Below are 18,541 nucleotides of genomic sequence, written 5' to 3'. Positions count from 1 at the left end.
TATTCATACAGCACTAATAATCACACATAAAAACTCTGAACTCTTAAATTATAGAAGGTCAAAATTTAGATTTTGACCTTACTTTTAATTGCCATCTATTAACAAAACAATTATGGATAAATTGCTCTCCATACATCGTTCATCAGGTCATTGGGATCTTTCCCTTGTACCACTAAATAAGTTACTGCTACACCTTGTTTTTCCATATATTTTAATGCCTTTAAATAAGCTTGATGAAGATATATCAAATGCTGTTCACTTTCATGTATTTCTTTGGGTTTGTGTTGCCCTACTCTTGTAGCAGCAATATTTTCTTCAATTTGGAAATGAATGATCTTTTGCGGTAAGGTTGTTCTAAAAAGAGTTGTTAAAGAAGGAATTAGTTCTGAAAGTTGCTGTTGCTGAATTTTTACTAAGTATGCTGGCAATTCCCAAAAATCTATCCTTCTTCCAAGCCGTTTATTTTCTAATTTAAACCAATGTAAAATACTTGCCCAAGGAATTTGTTGTTCTTCTAACAATGATTCATTCCAAGTAGAATTTTCTTGTAGATTCAATTTGGAGTTCATTTGTAGGTATAAATTACCATAAACCAAACTCCCTACTAGTGGATGGCGTTCTGTAATTAACACATTGGGTTGATAATAATCAGCAAAAAATTGCTCTATTGCCCCAAACAAGGTCATTTTTAAATATAAAGCAACATACTTAATCGTTGGATCTTTTCGAATATCAGCATATTGGGATAAGGCATCCATGCCTTGAGACAACTCAGAAAAAGGAGCATTGGGCGTATCGTGAAAATTAGTACATGCCAATACTTGATAGGCTTCTGGAACTTCTTTTTGTTTTTTGATCAATTGATGAATAACAGTGCTTTTTCCACAACCATCAATTCCTGTTATTGTAATAGTATACGGTTTCATTATTTAAAATTTTAGTTGCGCTAGAATCTGCTTTTTTAATTCTAACAAAGGTAGTTCTCCATCCAAAGCAATATGCTCTACTGTAGTCATAATCTGCTGATAAGCTGCTTGTACTTTATGTTGAAAATTCATAAATTGCTTTGTATTGACCTGTTCAGGAAATCCACTTTCAAAGGTTGAATAGTGTTTCTTTCGTTGTCCTGCTGTTTTGACAGAAACATTTAAAGAAAAAACAAGATCTGGCTTCGGAAAAGAAGTTGTCAAGCTAAGCCGATGGGCTAAGTTTCCATCATAAGCAACTTCTGTTGCTAGATACTTGTACCAATAGGCATTAATCAAAGCAATCTCTACTGCTTCTCTTCTGGCAATTTCTAATGCTTGTGCCATGCAGTGTAATAAAAAGAACGTACGACTTTGAGGAGAAAGACTTTTTAAATACCAATCAACAGCTTGCTTAGAAGAAATAGAAAGATGTTGCTCTTCCTTGGGTAAATAAAACAAATCCCAAATTGTGACTTCTTTGACTTTTTTGCCGTTAAACAAAATGGTGTCTTGCAATAAAATATCTATTAAACTAGATTTACCAGCACCATCGGTTCCTGTAATACAAATCCATTGTGGTTCTTTCATTATTGAATTCTTTTTTTGATGCGTTCTAATGCTTCTTCTGATATACCTAAGGTGTTCATTTTTTCTTTGGTAGAAATTTTTGAGGACTTAAAAAACAAATTGGTCCAACCACATTGAAGTAAATCGTACCATGTTTTAAACATCAATGCAAACAGCAACAGCCAACTAATTTCACTCGCAATGTACTCTAACATTCGATAAGATCGAGTCCACCAAATCCAAACACCTTGTCTAGCATTAGGGTATAAATTAGCAGCCATCTTCTTAGCCTCTTCCATTGGAGGAAAAAGCAAATATTTCCAAGTTAACCAAAAATAATAAGATTTTTCCTTGAACTGATTGGTGGCATTAAACTCTGAAATTGCCTTTTCTACTTCTGTTGGATAGGAGGTTCCAATTCTCAATTGAGTATGCAAATTTTTTGTTTTCTCTGCAACACCTTTTTTGTAATAAGCAGAAGTTTGGGGTTCCATTTTTTTTATCAACTCACTCACAGTTGGGTTAGAATATAATGGATTGGTCAACGAAAGCGCAAAATACATCAAACGTTCTGTTCCTGCCTTTTTCACTTCGGTTTCTAATAATTGCCAATCAAAATTAGCTTCATATTTTCGTAACAAGTTATAAATATCAAAGACATCTCTAAGCCCATTTTTATAATAGCCCAAATGCACACAAATATGATGAAAATTATCTTCTGGGCACATCTGCAAGGCATTTAAGCCTAAAAAAGAAAAAGGGCGCACTCTTGACCATATTGCCTCATAATCTAATCGATAAGGGGTTAAAGGAGATTTTAACCCCCACTGTATCCCAAACATACATTGTAACTCTCGATCAATGAATGGGGGCAAATGATGAGATGTTTTGAGTTGTTTCTCTGGGTTTCCTCCAATGCGCTCTCCAATACACAACAAGCCTTCTTCTTCAAATATTTGCAAAATGTTGGGAATCGATTTTTTTCGAACCAAAATATCAATGTCATTCATTCTTTTATAAAAACTATTTTGATAAATAGTCTCTGCAAATAAAACGCCTTTTAAAATCACAAACTCAATTCCTGCTTCTTGAAAGCGTTTTAAGATTGGCTTTGCCTTCTGTAATCTTGCTGCATTAATCTGTTGAATTTCAGTAGCTCTTTCACTAATTTTATCTTGAACATGGTCTGGTATCTGTTGCCACCAGTTCTCTTGCTTCAGAATGCGGTAGATATGAGGTATGATCCTATTAAATCGAGCCAAGTTATAAAAGGACTCCCAAGACGAGATCAAAGGAATAAGTTGTTCTATTTTCGTTTTTTCGCTTGGTGTTAAGTTATTATAACTCAACAAAACCAACAACTGGTCTTCTATGGTTGTATTTGGTATTTTCATAAGGGATATAATTAGGCTTCTATTCCAAATCGGATTACATTCCCATACAATTGATCAATGTATTCCAACTTCATGATATTATGAACCAATAAATATAAATTTAATCGAATCAAAGCACATTCATAAGCATTGATTTCTAGCACTTTTAAAAATAACTCTCGATCAAAAGTTGTTTGTGTTTCTCGGCTCAATGCCTGCAAATAATAATCTACCCAAGTGATAAATTCTGCCTTGCTAGCACTAGCAGGCAATACCGAAGCAAGAAGTTCGATTAAATCTCTTTGAGGATTATGATATGCCGCCAATTCCCAATCAAATAAAATTAAACGGGCTTTTTCTCCTTCTTCCCTTACGCCAATATTTCTAGCATTGCAATCGTTGTGAATTAGAGTTTTATGATAACCATTCATTGTATCAAGGTGTCTATCAAAATTGTCTAAGAAATATGCTAGCTTTTGGTGCAACTCTACAGAAATTAAATGTGGGTGATTTTGAGCATTGAACTTCAATGCTTCTTTTAATAAAATTGTCGCAGAGGAATCAAACCGTTCTAAAAATGGTTTGACTTTCATTGTTTGTGGGATGGCTTCATAATTATTCCAATAGACACTGTGCACTTTTGCCAAATCGCTCACTACTGTCTGTATTCTAAAACTATTCCATATAGAGGCATCATTAGAAGATTTGGGGTGCAAGTATGTTGTTACATCTTCTAATAACAAAGCAAAAACCTGCCTTTGAGACTCCTGTCTTGCCCCCAACAACTGAGGACAAAACTGTTTGATAGACAAAGGGGCTTGGGTATAAAACGCCATTTCTCGCTCATCACAATTATCAAAACCAAATACAGCATGATACGTTTCAAAATAACCAGGCAATACATCCTCTCCTGATAATTTAATCACCATGCTAGCTGCTCGGATGGCTTCTTTGTGAGAAGCTTTTAATTTTAAGACAGCTTTAATTTTTTCTTCAGATGGATCTAAAGTTGATGGCGTTTGGGTTTTGGTTGTTAACTCATATTTAAAAAGTCCTGTTATTCCTTCATTTGACTTGCTGGTTAAATGCGATACCAAGCCTTCATTTTCCGAAAAATCCAATGCCTCAAAAGAGACTACCTCTCTACTCGTAAATAGGCTATCGAAAAAAGCAATATTGAGCTCTGACTTGGTTAGTTGATTGTGATTTCTATTGCGTCCTAAGCGTTCGTGTGCACTGACAAATTCTTGAGCGGTAACAGCTGCTCCTGTCGACAAGTCTAAAGCTAAACAACTACTGGCAATAATTTCTGCAAATCTAAACAGCTGTCGTTGTCCGTAACAACCCATTATTTTTAGGCTTTCTTTTTGAGTTGGTAATCCCGTTCCTCCTCCAATAGTACCAATGGTAAGCGAGGGCAAATAGACTGTAAAAAGAATACCATCTTCTTGTTTTCTAGCTTTTAGAATACCACAAGAAGATTCGTGTACACTGGCAATGTCTTGTCCTGTTGCTGTGAAAATACCTGCAATAACATTGGCAAAATTAATATTGTGTCCAACCATCCCCGACTTTAATCCTGCCACTTCTCCCGCCTGAAAATTTTTGATATAATCGTCTGCCGTAATTCGCAGCACATCACGTAATATTTGTCCAGAGACAAAGCAAGTTCCCGTTACAGTTACTCCTCGCCCCATCAAAAAGTTTTGAGCCGTTACTTTTTTATCTCCTGCCAAGTTGCCATCAATAATATAATTTTGATATTTGATGTAAGGATCTTCTTGGATTTTTGATACGATCCATTCACAAGCTGCCCAAGTACAAGCCGTTGTCATATTTTGCCCAGAAGCATCTCCTGTTCTAAAATGAAATTTTAAATGCAAGGTATCTCCAAATAAGAAAGGAATGATTTGAATTAATTTGGCAACAGAGGACATTTTTTCTGCTTCCTTAGTAATCTCCATTTGGTGTTCATAAATCCATTTTTCTAAGTTGACAGCGCCATGAATATCTTCACAAAAAAAAGCAGGAGCCCGAACCATTTGCTGTTTGACAACTTGCACATCAATTCCTCCTGCCATATTTGTTGCCATCGCCCCTCTTGTTATCGAACTCACTAAGGCACCTTCTGTAGTTGCAATTGGAACAGGAATATAACCATTGGCATACATTCCATTAATTTTTATAGGTCCTGCTATTCCTACAGGAATCTGAACAGCTCCAATGTAGTTTTCTATATTCCCTGATAAGCTCGGTGGGAAAAAAACGGATTCGTTCAAAGCATCGATGTGTATTCCTGTTGTTTTTTCTAGCCACTCTTGTCTTTTCTCTATCGCTCTTTCAGAATAATGAGCACTTCCGGGAAACCAAGGAAATGTCTTTAATTCAAACACCCCTTTGGTATTTTGCTGCGTCAACAAAGTCATTTTTTTTAGAATATTTTGAAAACGTTCTATTTGATCGGTGTTGGGTAATAATAAAGAAACCGATAGTTGTTCTGTTAATTCGTTCTTTCGAATTCTTTGTACACGCAACCTTTCTAAGCAATAATTTTCATCGGTTTGTTTAAAATAAAGAGCATCGACAATCTGTCCTATGTATAAATTACTCTCCAAAGAACAGTAAATTCTAAGTTCATCATCCGAAAAGTCGGTCATGCATCCTGTCAATAGATCACTTCCTATCGCCAGTAAAATTTCAGGCAATTGAGTTTCGTGAAAATACCTTCTCGTTTTTGTGTTTTGATTTTCCATGATGTTATAAGTTTTTAATAGTCCGCTAATTCTCTCTATTTCATTCAACACTTGTGACATTCTCAAAATTTGACTTCAGAACACTACCTTTCCTTATCACACACAAGATGCTCAACTAGTAGTATTGATCTAGCAATTTGAATGTGATTTTAGCCGACTGTTTGTTGTAGATAAACTACCAAATGGAATCTATTACATTTTTATTCTTAGTACCAAAACTATTGATATTGTTATACTCAATAGTGCAATAATACCCAGTTGATCAAAGTATAGTAATTGGTGATTGGGCAATGTGTGTATGACCAAACTGCCTATTAAAGCAGCTGAGCCTATGGCCATTTTTTTTATAGAAGAACAAAGATTCAGATAAGCCGTTCGGTTTTCTTCTCCCGTTAGTTCTGATAAAATAGTGTTGATTGGAATCATTCTTCCTGCATCCAATCCAAAGTAAAAGATGGATAAGATTAAAATGTGTTGGAAAAAAGAAAAGGACCAGTGGCTCACCAAATAGATCGGTCCTGTTAAGAACGTTGATAATAAAATGAAAACTCGTTGTTTGCCATATCGATCGGAAAGAAAGCCTATTATTGGGGCAAAAACCATTACAGAAATTCCTCCTACTAAATAAATCAAAGAAAGTTCTTCTTCTGTAATACCTAGATTATGAACAAAATAGGGTGCTAAATATATAAAAATAGTGTATTGGCTCAATGAAACGCTAATGGTTACCAATAAACCTGATAAAGGTTTCCATTCTGTAAGAAAGGAGGTTAAACTAATTTTTTTCTTTCGGTCTATTTCCTGCTTTTTATTAGAGTCGATAAAGTATAGCATTGCTCCGACCAATGTGCTCATTATACTTAACAAAATAAATGGCAATCGCCAAGTGTCTAATTGCGCTAAATACAAGCTTATGGGTACCCCTATAATAGAAGCTAATGCCAAGGCTATCGTGGTTATTGAGATGGGCTTAGAACGTTTGGAGTATTCAAATTGCAAACTAATTTCTGCTAAAATGAGAGGTCCCAATAAACCTCCAAAAATCCCAGTAAATACTCTTGAAAATAAGAGAACCTCATAGTTAGGAGCAAAACTTGTCAACCACAAACCTACTGTAAAACAAGCAAATATTAAAAATAAGGCTTTTAGTCGATCATAACGTTCTATAAAAAAAACGGCCATAAAGGAGGAGCAACCGCCTGCGATTGCAAAAGAAGAAATTAGTAAACCAAACTGATTCGTAGTTATGTTCCATGAAGTGATTAGAAAAGAACCTAATGGCATCATAATCATCAAATCAAGGGTATAAATAAACTGTATACTGGCCAACAAAAAAAGTATGATGTTACGGTTCCTAAAAAAAGAAGATGTCGTTGTTGTCAAATTCATATCTTTGATTTAAATAAATAGCTTTTATATAATTTTAATTCAAATTAAATCCAACCTGATTAGAGCTATTTTAATACACCAATTCATCCATCAACATCATAAAACTATATTTTTTTTGCTAAAAAAAGCACAATTCACAAAAATTAATTGAACATTTAGTTAAAAATAAATAAATTTTAACTTTTTTTACATTACTTAAGCTCTAATAAGTCTCATTATGAGTGTACTTATAACTCCATTTGGTACTTTATAAAACAAATGATGATGCTACAAGAAAAATATGTTTTAGCCATAGACCTAGGCACCTCTAGTGTCAAAGTAATTTTATTATCTTCTAATGGGAATCTAGTTGATGCTACTTCTGAAAAAGTTTCTTTGCAATTACTGGAAGGTGGTGGCGCTGAACAAAATCCAGAGGATTGGTGGCAAGCTTCTCTTAAGGCAACCAAACGACTGCTTCAAAAAGTAACAATAAACAAGCAAGCTATTGTAGCCATCGCTTGCACAGGTCAATGGGCAGGAACCGTTCCTTTAGATAAAAATGGTCAGCACTTAATGAATGGTATGATTTGGCTTGACTCTAGAGGTGGGGCTTGTGCCAGAAAAGCAATAAATGGTTTCCCAAGAATTCAAGCATATGGGGCGTGGAAGCTTTGGAAATGGATTCAATTGACAGGAGGAGCTCCTTCCTCTTCAGGAAAAGATTCTTTTGCTCACATTTTATACATCAAAGAAAATCGGCATGATATTTATCAAAAAACCTATAAATTTTTAGAACCCAAAGACTATTTGAATTACAAGTGGACAAATAAAATGGTCTCTACCTTTGATACCATGACACTCCATTGGGTAACCGATTGTCGAGATATTGGCAACATTCAATACCACCCTAAATTATTGAAAATGGCAGGGATTGCCCCCGAAAAATTGCCTGATATGATTGCAGCAACAGATGTAATTGGTTGCATTACACCAAATTTAGCAATAGAATTAGGACTCTCGCCCAATGTACAAGTCGTTGGCAGTTCTCCAGATTTGCAATCTATACTTATTGGTGCAGGGGCTGTAGAAGACTATCAACCCAATCTTTGCATTGGTACCTCTACCTTTTTGAGCATGCACGTTCCTTACAAAAAAGTAGATATTCTACATAACATTGCCACTTTTCCTGCTAGTATCCCTAATAAGTATTTTATTGCTTGTGAACAACAGACTTCTGCCATTTGCCTGTCTTTTTTAAAAGATTTATTTCAGCTTGATAAAGAATACGTTGGTTTATCTATAGAAGAACAAGATCGAAAGATCTATGCTTATTTTGATGAGATGGTTGTTCAAACTAGCCCTGGTAGCAATCACTTAATATTTACCCCTTGGTTGTATGGGGAGCGTTGCCCTGTTGAGGATCCTTATATTAGAGGAGGCTTTCACAACTTGTCTCTAACCACAACCAGAGCTGAAATGATTCGAGCGGTTTATGAAGGTATTGCTCTAAATGCTCGTTGGCTTTGGCAATATGTCGCTAAATTTTCTCGCCAAAAAAAGGAAGCTATTACAATGACAGGCGGGGGAGCTAACTCTGCGGTTTGGTGTCAGATTTTCGCAGATGTTTTGGGCTATCCAATTTTACAAGCACAAGACCCTAGTTTAGCTAATGCCAAAGGGGCTGCTATGATTGCTTTAGATGGCTTAGGGTTGGCTACTTTTCAAGATTTAGCAACAACAATGCGTTATCAGAACACCTTTTATCCTATCCCTCAAAACCAACTAATTTATAATCGATTATTTAAAACCTTTGTTCGGCTTTATAAAAAAAACAAATCGATTTATTATCAATTAAATCTGTAGCCGTTGCCATAAATAGTCATTCATCTACCATCTATCAGGTAATAATACCCCATTATCAAACTTAGGTATTATTACCTGTAAAAAAACAATGATTCTACTCTAAATTTGAATGCATTGTATAAGTCAATTTACCCCAAATTGAAAGGTAGGTATATCAGTCCTAGATAGATACCCTAATTGAACCGCTTATTTATTTAAGTCCTCCTTTTAAATATTGGATATTGTACATTTTAAGCAGTCTAAGAATTTTTAGGCTGCTTTTCTTTTTGAAAATTTTTGGGATTTTATTTTTCTACGAATATAGGTTTCCTACCTTTGCTATGTATTTATTATAGTTTTGAATATATCGATAATTGTAGTCGTATATTCTTCATTAATTTTATAGAACCTAAGGTTCCAAAATTACAAATAAAATGATCAGCTACAACAAAAAACGATTGAGCCAAAAAAAATTATTAGAGCTTTATCGTGCCTTGCTCAAACCTCGTATGATAGAGGAAAAAATGTTGGTTTTATTACGTCAAGGTCGCATTAGCAAATGGTTTGCAGGAATTGGTCAAGAAGCAATTGCTGTAGGAGTTACAGCCGCTTTGCAACCAGAAGAATATGTATTTACGATGCATCGTAACTTAGGGGTATTTACAACCAGAGAAGTTCCTTTAGAGCGTTTGTTTTGTCAATGGCAAGGAAAATTACCTGGATTTACAAAAGGTAGAGATCGCTCCTTTCACTTTGGTGCTCCAGAGTTTAATATCGTAGGTATGATTTCTCACCTTGGTCCTCAACTTTCTTTTGCAGGAGGGGTTGGTTTAGCAAGTAACTTAGCCAACGAAGGTCAAGTAGCTGTTGCTTTTACAGGAGAAGGAGGAACAAGCGAAGGTGATTTTCACGAAGCGTTGAATGTGGCGGCAGTTTGGAACCTGCCTGTTATCTTTGTGATTGAAAACAATGGATACGGTCTGTCGACACCTACTTCAGAACAATATGCTTGTGAAGATTTGGTGGATAGAGCCAAAGGATATGGCATGGAAGGGCATAAAATTGATGGGAATAACATTTTGGAAGTTTACAACACAGTTGATAAACTATCTAAATCTATGCGCAAGAACCCTCGTCCTGTTTTGTTGGAATGTAAAACATTCCGTATGAGAGGACATGAGGAAGCTTCTGGAACAAAATACGTACCCCAAGATTTAATGGATCACTGGGCGCAAAAAGATCCTATTCGCAACTATGAACAGTATCTGATAAAAGAAGGTATTCTAACAGAAGAGGCTATTCAAGATTTGCGAAAAGCTTACAAAAAAGAAATTGAAGCAGGTTTAGAAATTGCTTATGCCACACCTGATATAGAAGCTAGCTTTGAAACAGAAATGGAGGACTTATTTGCTCCTCATACTTCTGTATCTACCGCTCCGGCTTCTAACAATGTTAGTACGCGTCGTTTTGTGGATTCGATATCAGATGGTCTTCGTCAAGCAATGGAGAAATATGATAACTTGGTTTTGATGGGGCAAGATATTGCAGATTATGGAGGTGTATTCAAAATTACGGATGGTTTTACGGAACAGTTTGGCAAAGACAGAGTACGCAATACGCCATTGTGTGAAAGTGCGATTGTTGGGGTAGCTTTGGGACTAAGTCTCAAAGGCTATAAAGCCATGGTCGAAATGCAATTTGCAGATTTTGTAACTTGTGGTTTCAACCAAATTGTGAACAATGCTGCTAAATTGCACTATCGCTGGGGACAAAACGTAGATTTAGTATTGCGTATGCCAACAGGTGGAGGCGTTGGAGCGGGACCTTTTCACTCTCAAAGTAACGAAGCTTGGTTTTTCCATGTTCCTGGTCTAAAGATTGTTTATCCATCCAATCCTGAGGATGCCAAAGGATTGCTTTTGGCTGCTTTCGAAGATCCTAATCCCGTGCTGTACTTTGAACACAAGGCTTTATATCGTTCTATGTCTGCTGAGATTCCAGACGATTATTATACAGTAGAAATAGGAAAAGCTGCCATTGCAAGGGAAGGTTCCGAAGCAACTATTATCACTTATGGTAATGCCGTTCATTGGGCAAAGGCTGCTGTGGATAGTTTAGGTGCAGATGTAGAAGTAATTGATTTACGCACCTTGTTGCCTTTGGATTACGAAACAATTGCTGCCTCTGTCGAAAAAACCAATCGAGTACTTTTACTACACGAAGACACGATGATTGGGGGCATTGGAGGAGAATTATCAGCCTATATTGCTGAAAACTTATTTGAACATTTGGATGCTCCTATCAAACGGGTGGCTAGTATGGATACGCCATTTCCTTTTGCCAAAGACCTAGAGCGTCAGTTCTTGCCACAAGAACGCTTGTTAACAGCTCTTGAAGAATTATTAGCTTATTAAAGCTTTCTTCTAGTGTTCTTCTCTTATGCTGGTGTTCTAAATTGGTTAGAGGATTTTAATTTTTAAAATATTACTAGAAAAGATCATCTTTTATAGATAAAAAAGGAGGCTGCCTAGGATTTTCACCTAGACAGCCTTTTATCTTTACTCGTTGATTGTATGCAATTACAAATAAGTTACATCTTCCATTTTTACATGCACATTTCGTACGTCCAAGGCACGATCCCCTGTATCCTCGCTACTATTTTCTAAACGCAACACACCACGAGGGCAAACAGCAGAACATACACCACAACCTACACAAGAAGCACGGACTATATCTTGTCCTCGTTGTGCATAATGGCGTACATCAATTCCCATTTCACAGTAAGTAGAACAATTTCCACAAGAAATACATTGCCCTCCATTTGTTGTGATTCTAAATCGAGATTTAAATCGCTGTACAATTCCCATGATACCTGCCAAAGGACAACCATAACGGCACCACATTCGATTTCCCATCAATGGGTAAAAACCTGTTCCAACAACGCCCGCAAAGATAGACCCGATCAAGAAACCATACCATGTTCTAATCTGGTAAGCATCAAATTCAACCAACCAAAGATCTAACTTGTTATTACCACTGATATAATGGTACAACACAACGATTGTTAACACAAAGACAAAGACCATAACAGTATGTATCACATAACGCTCTATTCTCCACGCTCGAAGTGTTTTGTCTGACTGTTGTCTAAATGGATCTCCTAGTGTTTCTGCCAAACCGCCACAACCACAGACCCAAGAGCAGTACCAACGTTTTCCATAGTAATAGGTAAAGAAAGGGACAATAACCAAAGTCAATAGTATTCCCCACACAAACATTGCCGTACCAACGTGCATTCCTAAGAAATAATTATCATTTTGAACCAACATAGCATCTAGTCGGTAATCATAATAAAAACTATAATCTAAAGGCCATGCATTTTTTAAATCAACGGCAGGGTTGTTAAACCTTCCTAATAATTCAGGAATAAGAAAAGCAAATGCTAGTTGAAAAAATAAAACCGAGCCTGTACGAAATAGTTGATAACGGTTGTGTCTATATTTTATAATCATACGGACACCCATGACAATCATTACCAAACAATACAAAAAGCCATACAAGAACCAACGATCTGCGGGTTTTCCTCCCGAAAGGGCTCGTTTGATTGGATCTACTAACAACACCCAATTGGTTATGTAATGAGGATAGAAATAAAGGACTATATAAAATAGAATTAAAAAGGTTCCCATTATAATTCCAATCCAACCATTTCCTATAGAAGAGGAACCAGGTGCCCAAGGCTGTTTGCGTTCTCTGCTCTCCTTAAAATAAATCAGTGCTAAAACGGCTGCTGTAAATAATAACGTGCATTTTAAATAAAACAAAGCCCCTTCGCTATACATAATATAACAGGTCACGGCAATCGTAATAGTTACTAAAACCATTTGTAGAATAGGAATAATACCTTTTGTGACGGCACTATGAAAAATTCCATCATGTTTAATACCTGGTATTTTGCTTACATCTGGTACGATATACATAAATGCTCCAATACTTCCTAGTATAAAAATTAGAAAAAAGAAAAGTCCTGCATTATTGGGCAATAGCCCTGTTGCACTATCTTTGCTAATACTAGCCAGATACCCTTTAACATCACCATCACTCATCCGATAATCCCACTCTGACACACCTTCAGGTAAGTTTGTCGCATTCCAAACATTATTAGCAGGGTCAATACCAGCTTTTTTTTCTAAGGCTTCTTGTGTTTTTTTCAGTAAAGGTTTGAGCTCTTGAATAAACGTAAAATTATTAGAATACTCTTTTCCAAATTGCGCTCCCGCTTGCTCCTTCAACGTCTCTTTGTGATGCTTTTTTAGAGAGGCAATAGCAGCATCATTCAGGACATGTTGGCTCAAGGTTATTGACACCACAAATAAACCAAAAGAGAATAAGAAGATGGCTAATCCAAGTATTTTTAAACTTTTCATAGAGATATTTTATAGTGTTTTTAATTGGATTATTCTTGTCTAGCAAATTTATTTTTTAAAAATCGAAGCGCACCTGTTAAGCCTCGTTTCTGCTTCAATTTCAAATTTTTATTAAATTTCCTATTGTATTGTTCGATCACGGCAGCTTCATACTCATCATAAAACTCAGGATCAAAGTTGGCTAAGCCCAAATTTTGCAAAACCTCCTCTATGGAAGTATCTTCCTCAATCCATTTTTCACAGACTTCATGACGATAACGCACTCCCATCAAATTAAAACCTAATATAGCATTGGTTTCTTTATCAAACACCAACCGAATGCTTTTACGTCCTTCTTCATGTTCCCAATAGAGTTGTGCATGGTTGCTTGGTGGATTGGCTCTTACATCACCATATACTTGATATTCTATGTCCAAAAACTTTGCAGAATTGAACCACAAGCTAGGGACATAAGCCGTTCGTTTACCACAAATCGTATGTGCCACTGTTTCTCCCATCATTCGTCCTGTATACCAAATTGCTTCAATCGGACGACGACCTTCCATTGGATTCATTAGTTGTGCACAATCGCCTAGTGCGTACACATCAGGCGCTGTTGTTTCCAGATAATCATTGACAAGTATTCCCTTTTGTGTATCAATATCGCAAGCTTCAGATGTTTTGATAAACTGAATATTAGGACTAACGCCTGCTGTTAAGCCAACAAACTGGCATTCAATTTTTTCTCCAGTATTGGTGATAACGGCTCTTGCTCGTCCATGATCATCCGATAAAATCTCCTTCAACTCTGTTTCCAAACGCAAATCAATATGATGCTCTACTATATGGCGACCAATCATTAAAGATTCTTCTTTGGGCATCACCGCATCCCAATAGCTTTTCTCTCGAACCAAAAAAGTGACAGGAATATTTCTAGACTGAAACATTTCCGCCATTTCCAAACCAATTAAGCCACCACCAACAATAACTGCTCGCTCCAAGTCTTTGCTATATTTTTCCATTCCCTCTAAATCTTGATAGGAATACAAGCCCTGTACAGCATCTAGGTCTTGACCTGGCCAACCAAACTTATTGGGAGTAGAACCACAAGCTATAATTAACTTATCGTAATTAATGGTCTCTCCTTGACGCATTTTTAGCGTTTTTGCTTGTGTATTTACTTCATCTACATAATCAAACACTAAGTCAATTCGATTTTTTTCCCAAAACCAAGGCTCATAAGGCTGCGTATTTTCAAACTTCATGTGCCCCATATAAATATACATTAGAGCTGTTCTGGAGAAAAAATATTTAGTTTCTCCTGATATAATAGTAATTTTTTTATCACTTAACTTACGGATAAAACGGGCGGCAGTAACACCACTAATCCCATTACCTATAATCACAACATGTTCATTATCTGTAGCCATAATAACAGAAAGCTTTTTGGTTATTAAAAGTAGCCTTTCGTGGATTTTTTGTTTTGCTATCGAAAAATTAAAAACATCTTTATATCAACTGTAAAGTACTCACAAAGTATTGTACAAGAGTACTCTTATAAATTATAAGAGATGTTTCTTTAGGACTAAAACCTATATCTCAACCCTAGATTATAAGTCATAATAGTATTCGCACCAGGAGACACAATATCATATATTCCTGGTATTGGTATGTAATAACTATACATCCCTTGTATTTCTAGTTTCGGAGTCAACATATATTTTACTCCTACTCCCCATTCTAGCAAGTACATTGTCGTCACAAAGGCAGAAAATCTTGGCGTTACAAAGTAGTTGAAAAAACCTCTTAACAAAGGTAATTGAAATTTAAACTCGTTTCCTATGCTAATTGGTTGCCAAAAGGTCAATGCCAAAAACAACTGTGTTTGCGAAGTAAAAGAATGGCTGTAGTAAACTTGTGTCACACTATACAACTTATTATCAACCGTGTTTTCTTTCGGCAGATTTTGTATTGGAAACATAAATCCTTGTTCGAAAGACATATTAAAATTCTTAAAAGGAGCAAAACGGACGTTTAAACCAACGTGCGACAATCCCCAATCGGTGTATGGCCCTGATGCTCTAGAATTCACGCTGATTGTACTGCGCTCAAATGCAAATGTTTTGAAAGGCGAAGCATTAAAACGATCATTTTCGATAGAAGAGCGCAACAAAAAAGTCGCACCTATATCTAATTTTCCTGTCACGCCATAAAATGCACTAAAGTAGCCATTATAATAAGAGTTTCTCGTACCATAATTCTCATCTCCATATGTAACGGTGTATAAGCTATTAAAAAACATCAGCTCTAAACTTCCCTTAGGCAGGGTAATTACTTGTAAAGAGGGCGAATAACCTACTTTTTTTTCTTTTTTCTTTAAGGTTGTATTGGTATCCTCATAAAATCCATTCAATCTCCAATCATAGTTAGCGTAAATTACCTGCACCTCTCTAGGAAGTTTTCTTACCCGATATTGGTTGATAAAATCAATGGTAGATGCTCCAAAATCCAAACGATTCATCTTAAACATTAAAGGAAGTTTTACTTCGTTCAAATCCTCATTATATTGAATGTATTTGGGATCATTTAATAATACAATAGCTCGTTGTTCTAATTGGTTATCTATCTCAGTTGGCACATAAGCATAGTCTACAATTGGCGCACTACTAATCGCACCATCTACCAATACTAAATGTAACAACGGATCTCTAAAGGTTTCCAATATATGCTTTTTTAACACCTCTAGCGTATAATTTTTCTCTGCAACAGTATGTTCTATTTCATCCCAAAACGTTACTACTTCATTAGGGGAAGCAATTGGATAATGTTTGACAATGGAACTTATGACTAATAAATTATAGGCATTGATAAAAAAGGCCTTTTGCGTTGATTTTTTAGCCTTACTCAAGTCCATTTTAGCAATATGGTTGACTAAAATATGTAATGTTTTAGGATCTTGTTGTAGTTTTTTGTACTGCACATGATTATGATGAGCATAATTTAAGAAAAAAGTATGCGATTGCTCAAAAAACTGTTCCAAGTTTTGTGCTTTTACACTAGGTAAACTGAATAATAAAAGTGTCAAAAAAAGAAGAATCTGTTTCATATTATATTACGATTAGGGCTCTCTAAATAATAAGCTCCCACTAGTTCTGTCCTATTGTTTTGCAATAAGGAGCAAATCATTACTATGATAAGCATAGAAATGATATTCATTAGAACCGTTAACAATTGTTAGGAATACTTATTGGAGTACAAACAAGTTAAATTTAAGCTTATTTCATCTTAATTATTAGAAGAACGTTCAAAACTTAAGAGATGTTCATCTTTATCATTGCAAGTTACAGCAAGATCAACAAACGTTCAATTAATTGAATAAAATACAAGCCCTTTTAACGTTTTTGCACGATCAACTAGTATAAGATAAGTCTTTTACAACAAAAAAAAGCGCAAAAGACTTAAATTATTTTATAAAACGTACAGTTCTACTTTTTGGCAACTATAATCTTTTATTTATTTCACACGAACAGATGTTCTGTAGCGAATTCCTAAATTAAATGTCATGACATTTTTCGCGCCACTCCCTGTATAAATATCTGCCAAACCTGGAATCGGCACATAATACGTGTACAATGCCTGTACTTCAAATTGTGGCGTAATCAAAAACTTTGCTCCAAGTCCCCATTCTGTAAATGTTGTTGTTGTCGCATACAATGTAAATCGCTTGGTAGTGTACCAACTAAAAAATGCTTTTAGATAAGGTACTTGAAACTTAAATTGTTGTCCAGGATGGATAGGCTGCCAAAAGGTTAATGCGATAAATAATCCAAACTTAGAATTAAACTGCTTGTCGTAATAAAACTGTGTCACCCAATACAAAGCAGGATCAACAGTATTGTTAGCAGGTATTCCTGTAATCGGAAAATAAAACGCCTGTTCAAAAGACAAGCCTATTTTTTTGAACGGAGAAAAACGCACTCTTGGTCCCAAATGTGTCAAACCAAAATCATAAATTGCTTGCATTTTGGTTCCTCCTGGAGTGACCACACTGTCAACCCCTCTTCTAAATTCTAATGCACGGAATGGGGAACTATTAAACAAATCATTGGCACGGTATGACTTGAATATAAAGTCCCATCCGATATCAAAACGTCCAGAAATACCATAAGAGAACAAAAATAAACTCGAAAAATAAGACCCTCTATTCCCAAACTCTTTATCCCCATAATTAGACGTATAAAGGGTATGAAACGTATTTAATTCAAATGTATTCTTGGGCATTGTTGCCGCGGCAATAATTGGCTCAAAATCTGTTTTTTTCTCGACTGCATTAGCACCTGTACCACCTGTTGTTGCTCCTCCCGCATCGTTTAAACTCCAATCATAAGCATAGTAAGTAGGTTTTACATCGCTTGGCAAAGGGGTTGTTTTATATTTCTTGATAAATGCAGTAGCATTGGGTTTAAAATCTGAGGCATACCAATCAAAAATCTGAGAAATCTCTACTTTTCCTGCAAAATCATCGACTTTAATAAATACCCCATCATTGATCGCTGACTTGGTACGTGCTTCCAATTGATCTTCTAACTGATTGGGCATATAAGCAAAATCTGCAATAGGTGGGCAACTTACAGCCGCACAGACTAGGACAAAGTGTAACCGAGGATCTTTATATCTTTGTAATAATTCTTTTTGTTCGAAATTATTCAAAGTCATCTTTTTTCCAGCTACTTTTTGTTTAATTCCATCAAAAAAACCTGGGACGTCTAAGGGTTGAGCAATTGGATAATGATCAACAACCGTCTTAATGACCAATAAATTATAACTATTAATATAAAAAGCTTCTAGTTCCTTATCAGAATATGCTGAAACATCTGCCGAAGCAATGAAGTTAGTCAAAGCAGTTAATTCATCTGGATTCTGCTTAATTGCACCATACTTTATTTTATTTTGGCTAACATTTTTGGCAAAAAAAGCATCTGCATCTTTAAAAAAACCATTTAAATCTTGCCCATATGCACCATTCATTGCACAACAAGCAACTATGATTAATGCTAATAATTGTTTCATCTTCAACATATTTTAATATTACTAATAGACATTGTGTAAGCTACCTATCTTCTTCTATATTTCAATCCGTTCGATATGCATTGCTTACGTCATTAAACATAGCCTAAAAGTCAACCTCAATAAAAATAGGACATAAAAAAGTAGAGATGTATTGTTTTCTATGAAGAAAACCTACTTAAGTAATAACTAGC

The 18,541-nt window shown here is 35.7% G+C and carries 11 protein-coding genes; 2 read left to right on the top strand and 9 right to left on the bottom strand.

Annotated elements, in window-relative coordinates; translation table 11 throughout:
* Positions 1-110 precede the first annotated feature (110 nt).
* From QP953_RS01745 to QP953_RS01725, 5 genes are all read right to left on the bottom strand, one after another.
* Positions 111-926 carry a hypothetical protein gene (locus tag QP953_RS01745; RefSeq protein ID WP_309553768.1) on the bottom strand — a complete coding sequence of 272 codons (816 nt, stop codon included), beginning with the start codon at positions 924-926 and terminating at the stop codon, positions 111-113.
* A 3-nt stretch (positions 927-929) separates the two neighbouring features.
* Positions 930-1,556 carry a hypothetical protein gene (locus QP953_RS01740; protein ID WP_309553767.1) on the bottom strand — a complete coding sequence of 209 codons (627 nt, stop codon included), beginning with the start codon at positions 1,554-1,556 and terminating at the stop codon, positions 930-932.
* Positions 1,556-2,929 carry a nucleotidyltransferase family protein gene (locus QP953_RS01735; protein ID WP_309553766.1) on the bottom strand — a complete coding sequence of 458 codons (1,374 nt, stop codon included), beginning with the start codon at positions 2,927-2,929 and terminating at the stop codon, positions 1,556-1,558. Before QP953_RS01735 ends, QP953_RS01740 begins: the two co-directional genes overlap by 1 nt.
* 11 nt (positions 2,930-2,940) lie before the next feature.
* A complete protein-coding gene (locus QP953_RS01730) occupies positions 2,941-5,661 on the bottom strand; it encodes a phosphotransferase (protein WP_309553765.1) in 2,721 nt (906 codons plus the stop codon).
* Positions 5,662-5,853: 192 nt separating this feature from the next.
* The gene (locus tag QP953_RS01725) at positions 5,854-7,050 is read right to left on the bottom strand and encodes an MFS transporter (RefSeq protein ID WP_309553764.1); all 1,197 of its coding nucleotides are present in this window, start codon (positions 7,048-7,050) and stop codon (positions 5,854-5,856) included.
* 258 nt (positions 7,051-7,308) lie between these two features.
* Here QP953_RS01725 and QP953_RS01720 point away from each other — a divergent pair, with 258 nt between their 5' ends.
* Together QP953_RS01720 and QP953_RS01715 are read left to right on the top strand one after the other, a co-directional pair.
* Positions 7,309-8,895: an FGGY-family carbohydrate kinase gene (locus QP953_RS01720; protein WP_309553763.1), complete on the top strand. Its 1,587-nt coding sequence runs from the start codon at positions 7,309-7,311 to the stop codon at positions 8,893-8,895.
* 413 nt (positions 8,896-9,308) lie between these two features.
* Positions 9,309-11,288, top strand: a complete 1,980-nt coding sequence (locus QP953_RS01715) for a dehydrogenase E1 component subunit alpha/beta (protein ID WP_309553762.1) — start codon at positions 9,309-9,311, stop codon at positions 11,286-11,288.
* 165 nt (positions 11,289-11,453) lie between these two features.
* On the opposite strand, the gene QP953_RS01710 is transcribed toward QP953_RS01715, so the two are convergent.
* The 4 genes from QP953_RS01710 to QP953_RS01695 form a co-directional block, all read right to left on the bottom strand.
* Positions 11,454-13,301, bottom strand: a complete 1,848-nt coding sequence (locus tag QP953_RS01710; protein WP_309553761.1) for a 4Fe-4S dicluster domain-containing protein — start codon at positions 13,299-13,301, stop codon at positions 11,454-11,456.
* A 29-nt stretch (positions 13,302-13,330) separates the two neighbouring features.
* Positions 13,331-14,710 carry an FAD/NAD(P)-binding oxidoreductase gene (locus tag QP953_RS01705; protein WP_309553760.1) on the bottom strand — a complete coding sequence of 460 codons (1,380 nt, stop codon included), beginning with the start codon at positions 14,708-14,710 and terminating at the stop codon, positions 13,331-13,333.
* Between the two features lie 155 nt (positions 14,711-14,865).
* The gene (locus QP953_RS01700; RefSeq protein WP_309553759.1) at positions 14,866-16,386 is read right to left on the bottom strand and encodes a DUF547 domain-containing protein; all 1,521 of its coding nucleotides are present in this window, start codon (positions 16,384-16,386) and stop codon (positions 14,866-14,868) included.
* Between the two features lie 407 nt (positions 16,387-16,793).
* On the bottom strand, positions 16,794-18,350 hold the full coding sequence (locus tag QP953_RS01695; RefSeq protein WP_309553758.1) for a DUF547 domain-containing protein: 1,557 nt from the start codon (positions 18,348-18,350) through the stop codon (positions 16,794-16,796).
* Positions 18,351-18,541 lie beyond the last annotated feature (191 nt).

The organism is Aureispira sp. CCB-E, assembly GCF_031326345.1.
Lineage (GTDB): Bacteria > Bacteroidota > Bacteroidia > Chitinophagales > Saprospiraceae > Aureispira.
This window is presented reverse-complemented; position numbering and strand designations above follow the sequence as displayed.

What these genes read in the sequence shown, in the direction of transcription:
- QP953_RS01695 (WP_309553758.1), bottom strand. Translation starts at nt 18,350, where the DNA reads ATGAAACAATTATTAGCATTAATCATAGTTGCTTGTTGTGCAATGAAT.
- QP953_RS01710 (WP_309553761.1), bottom strand. Translation starts at nt 13,301, where the DNA reads ATGAAAAGTTTAAAAATACTTGGATTAGCCATCTTCTTATTCTCTTTT.
- QP953_RS01745 (WP_309553768.1), bottom strand. Translation starts at nt 926, where the DNA reads ATGAAACCGTATACTATTACAATAACAGGAATTGATGGTTGTGGAAAA.
- QP953_RS01735 (WP_309553766.1), bottom strand. Translation starts at nt 2,929, where the DNA reads ATGAAAATACCAAATACAACCATAGAAGACCAGTTGTTGGTTTTGTTG.
- QP953_RS01725 (WP_309553764.1), bottom strand. Translation starts at nt 7,050, where the DNA reads ATGAATTTGACAACAACGACATCTTCTTTTTTTAGGAACCGTAACATC.
- QP953_RS01720 (WP_309553763.1), top strand. Translation starts at nt 7,309, where the DNA reads ATGATGATGCTACAAGAAAAATATGTTTTAGCCATAGACCTAGGCACC.
- QP953_RS01705 (WP_309553760.1), bottom strand. Translation starts at nt 14,710, where the DNA reads ATGGCTACAGATAATGAACATGTTGTGATTATAGGTAATGGGATTAGT.
- QP953_RS01715 (WP_309553762.1), top strand. Translation starts at nt 9,309, where the DNA reads ATGATCAGCTACAACAAAAAACGATTGAGCCAAAAAAAATTATTAGAG.
- QP953_RS01730 (WP_309553765.1), bottom strand. Translation starts at nt 5,661, where the DNA reads ATGGAAAATCAAAACACAAAAACGAGAAGGTATTTTCACGAAACTCAA.
- QP953_RS01700 (WP_309553759.1), bottom strand. Translation starts at nt 16,386, where the DNA reads ATGAAACAGATTCTTCTTTTTTTGACACTTTTATTATTCAGTTTACCT.
- QP953_RS01740 (WP_309553767.1), bottom strand. Translation starts at nt 1,556, where the DNA reads ATGAAAGAACCACAATGGATTTGTATTACAGGAACCGATGGTGCTGGT.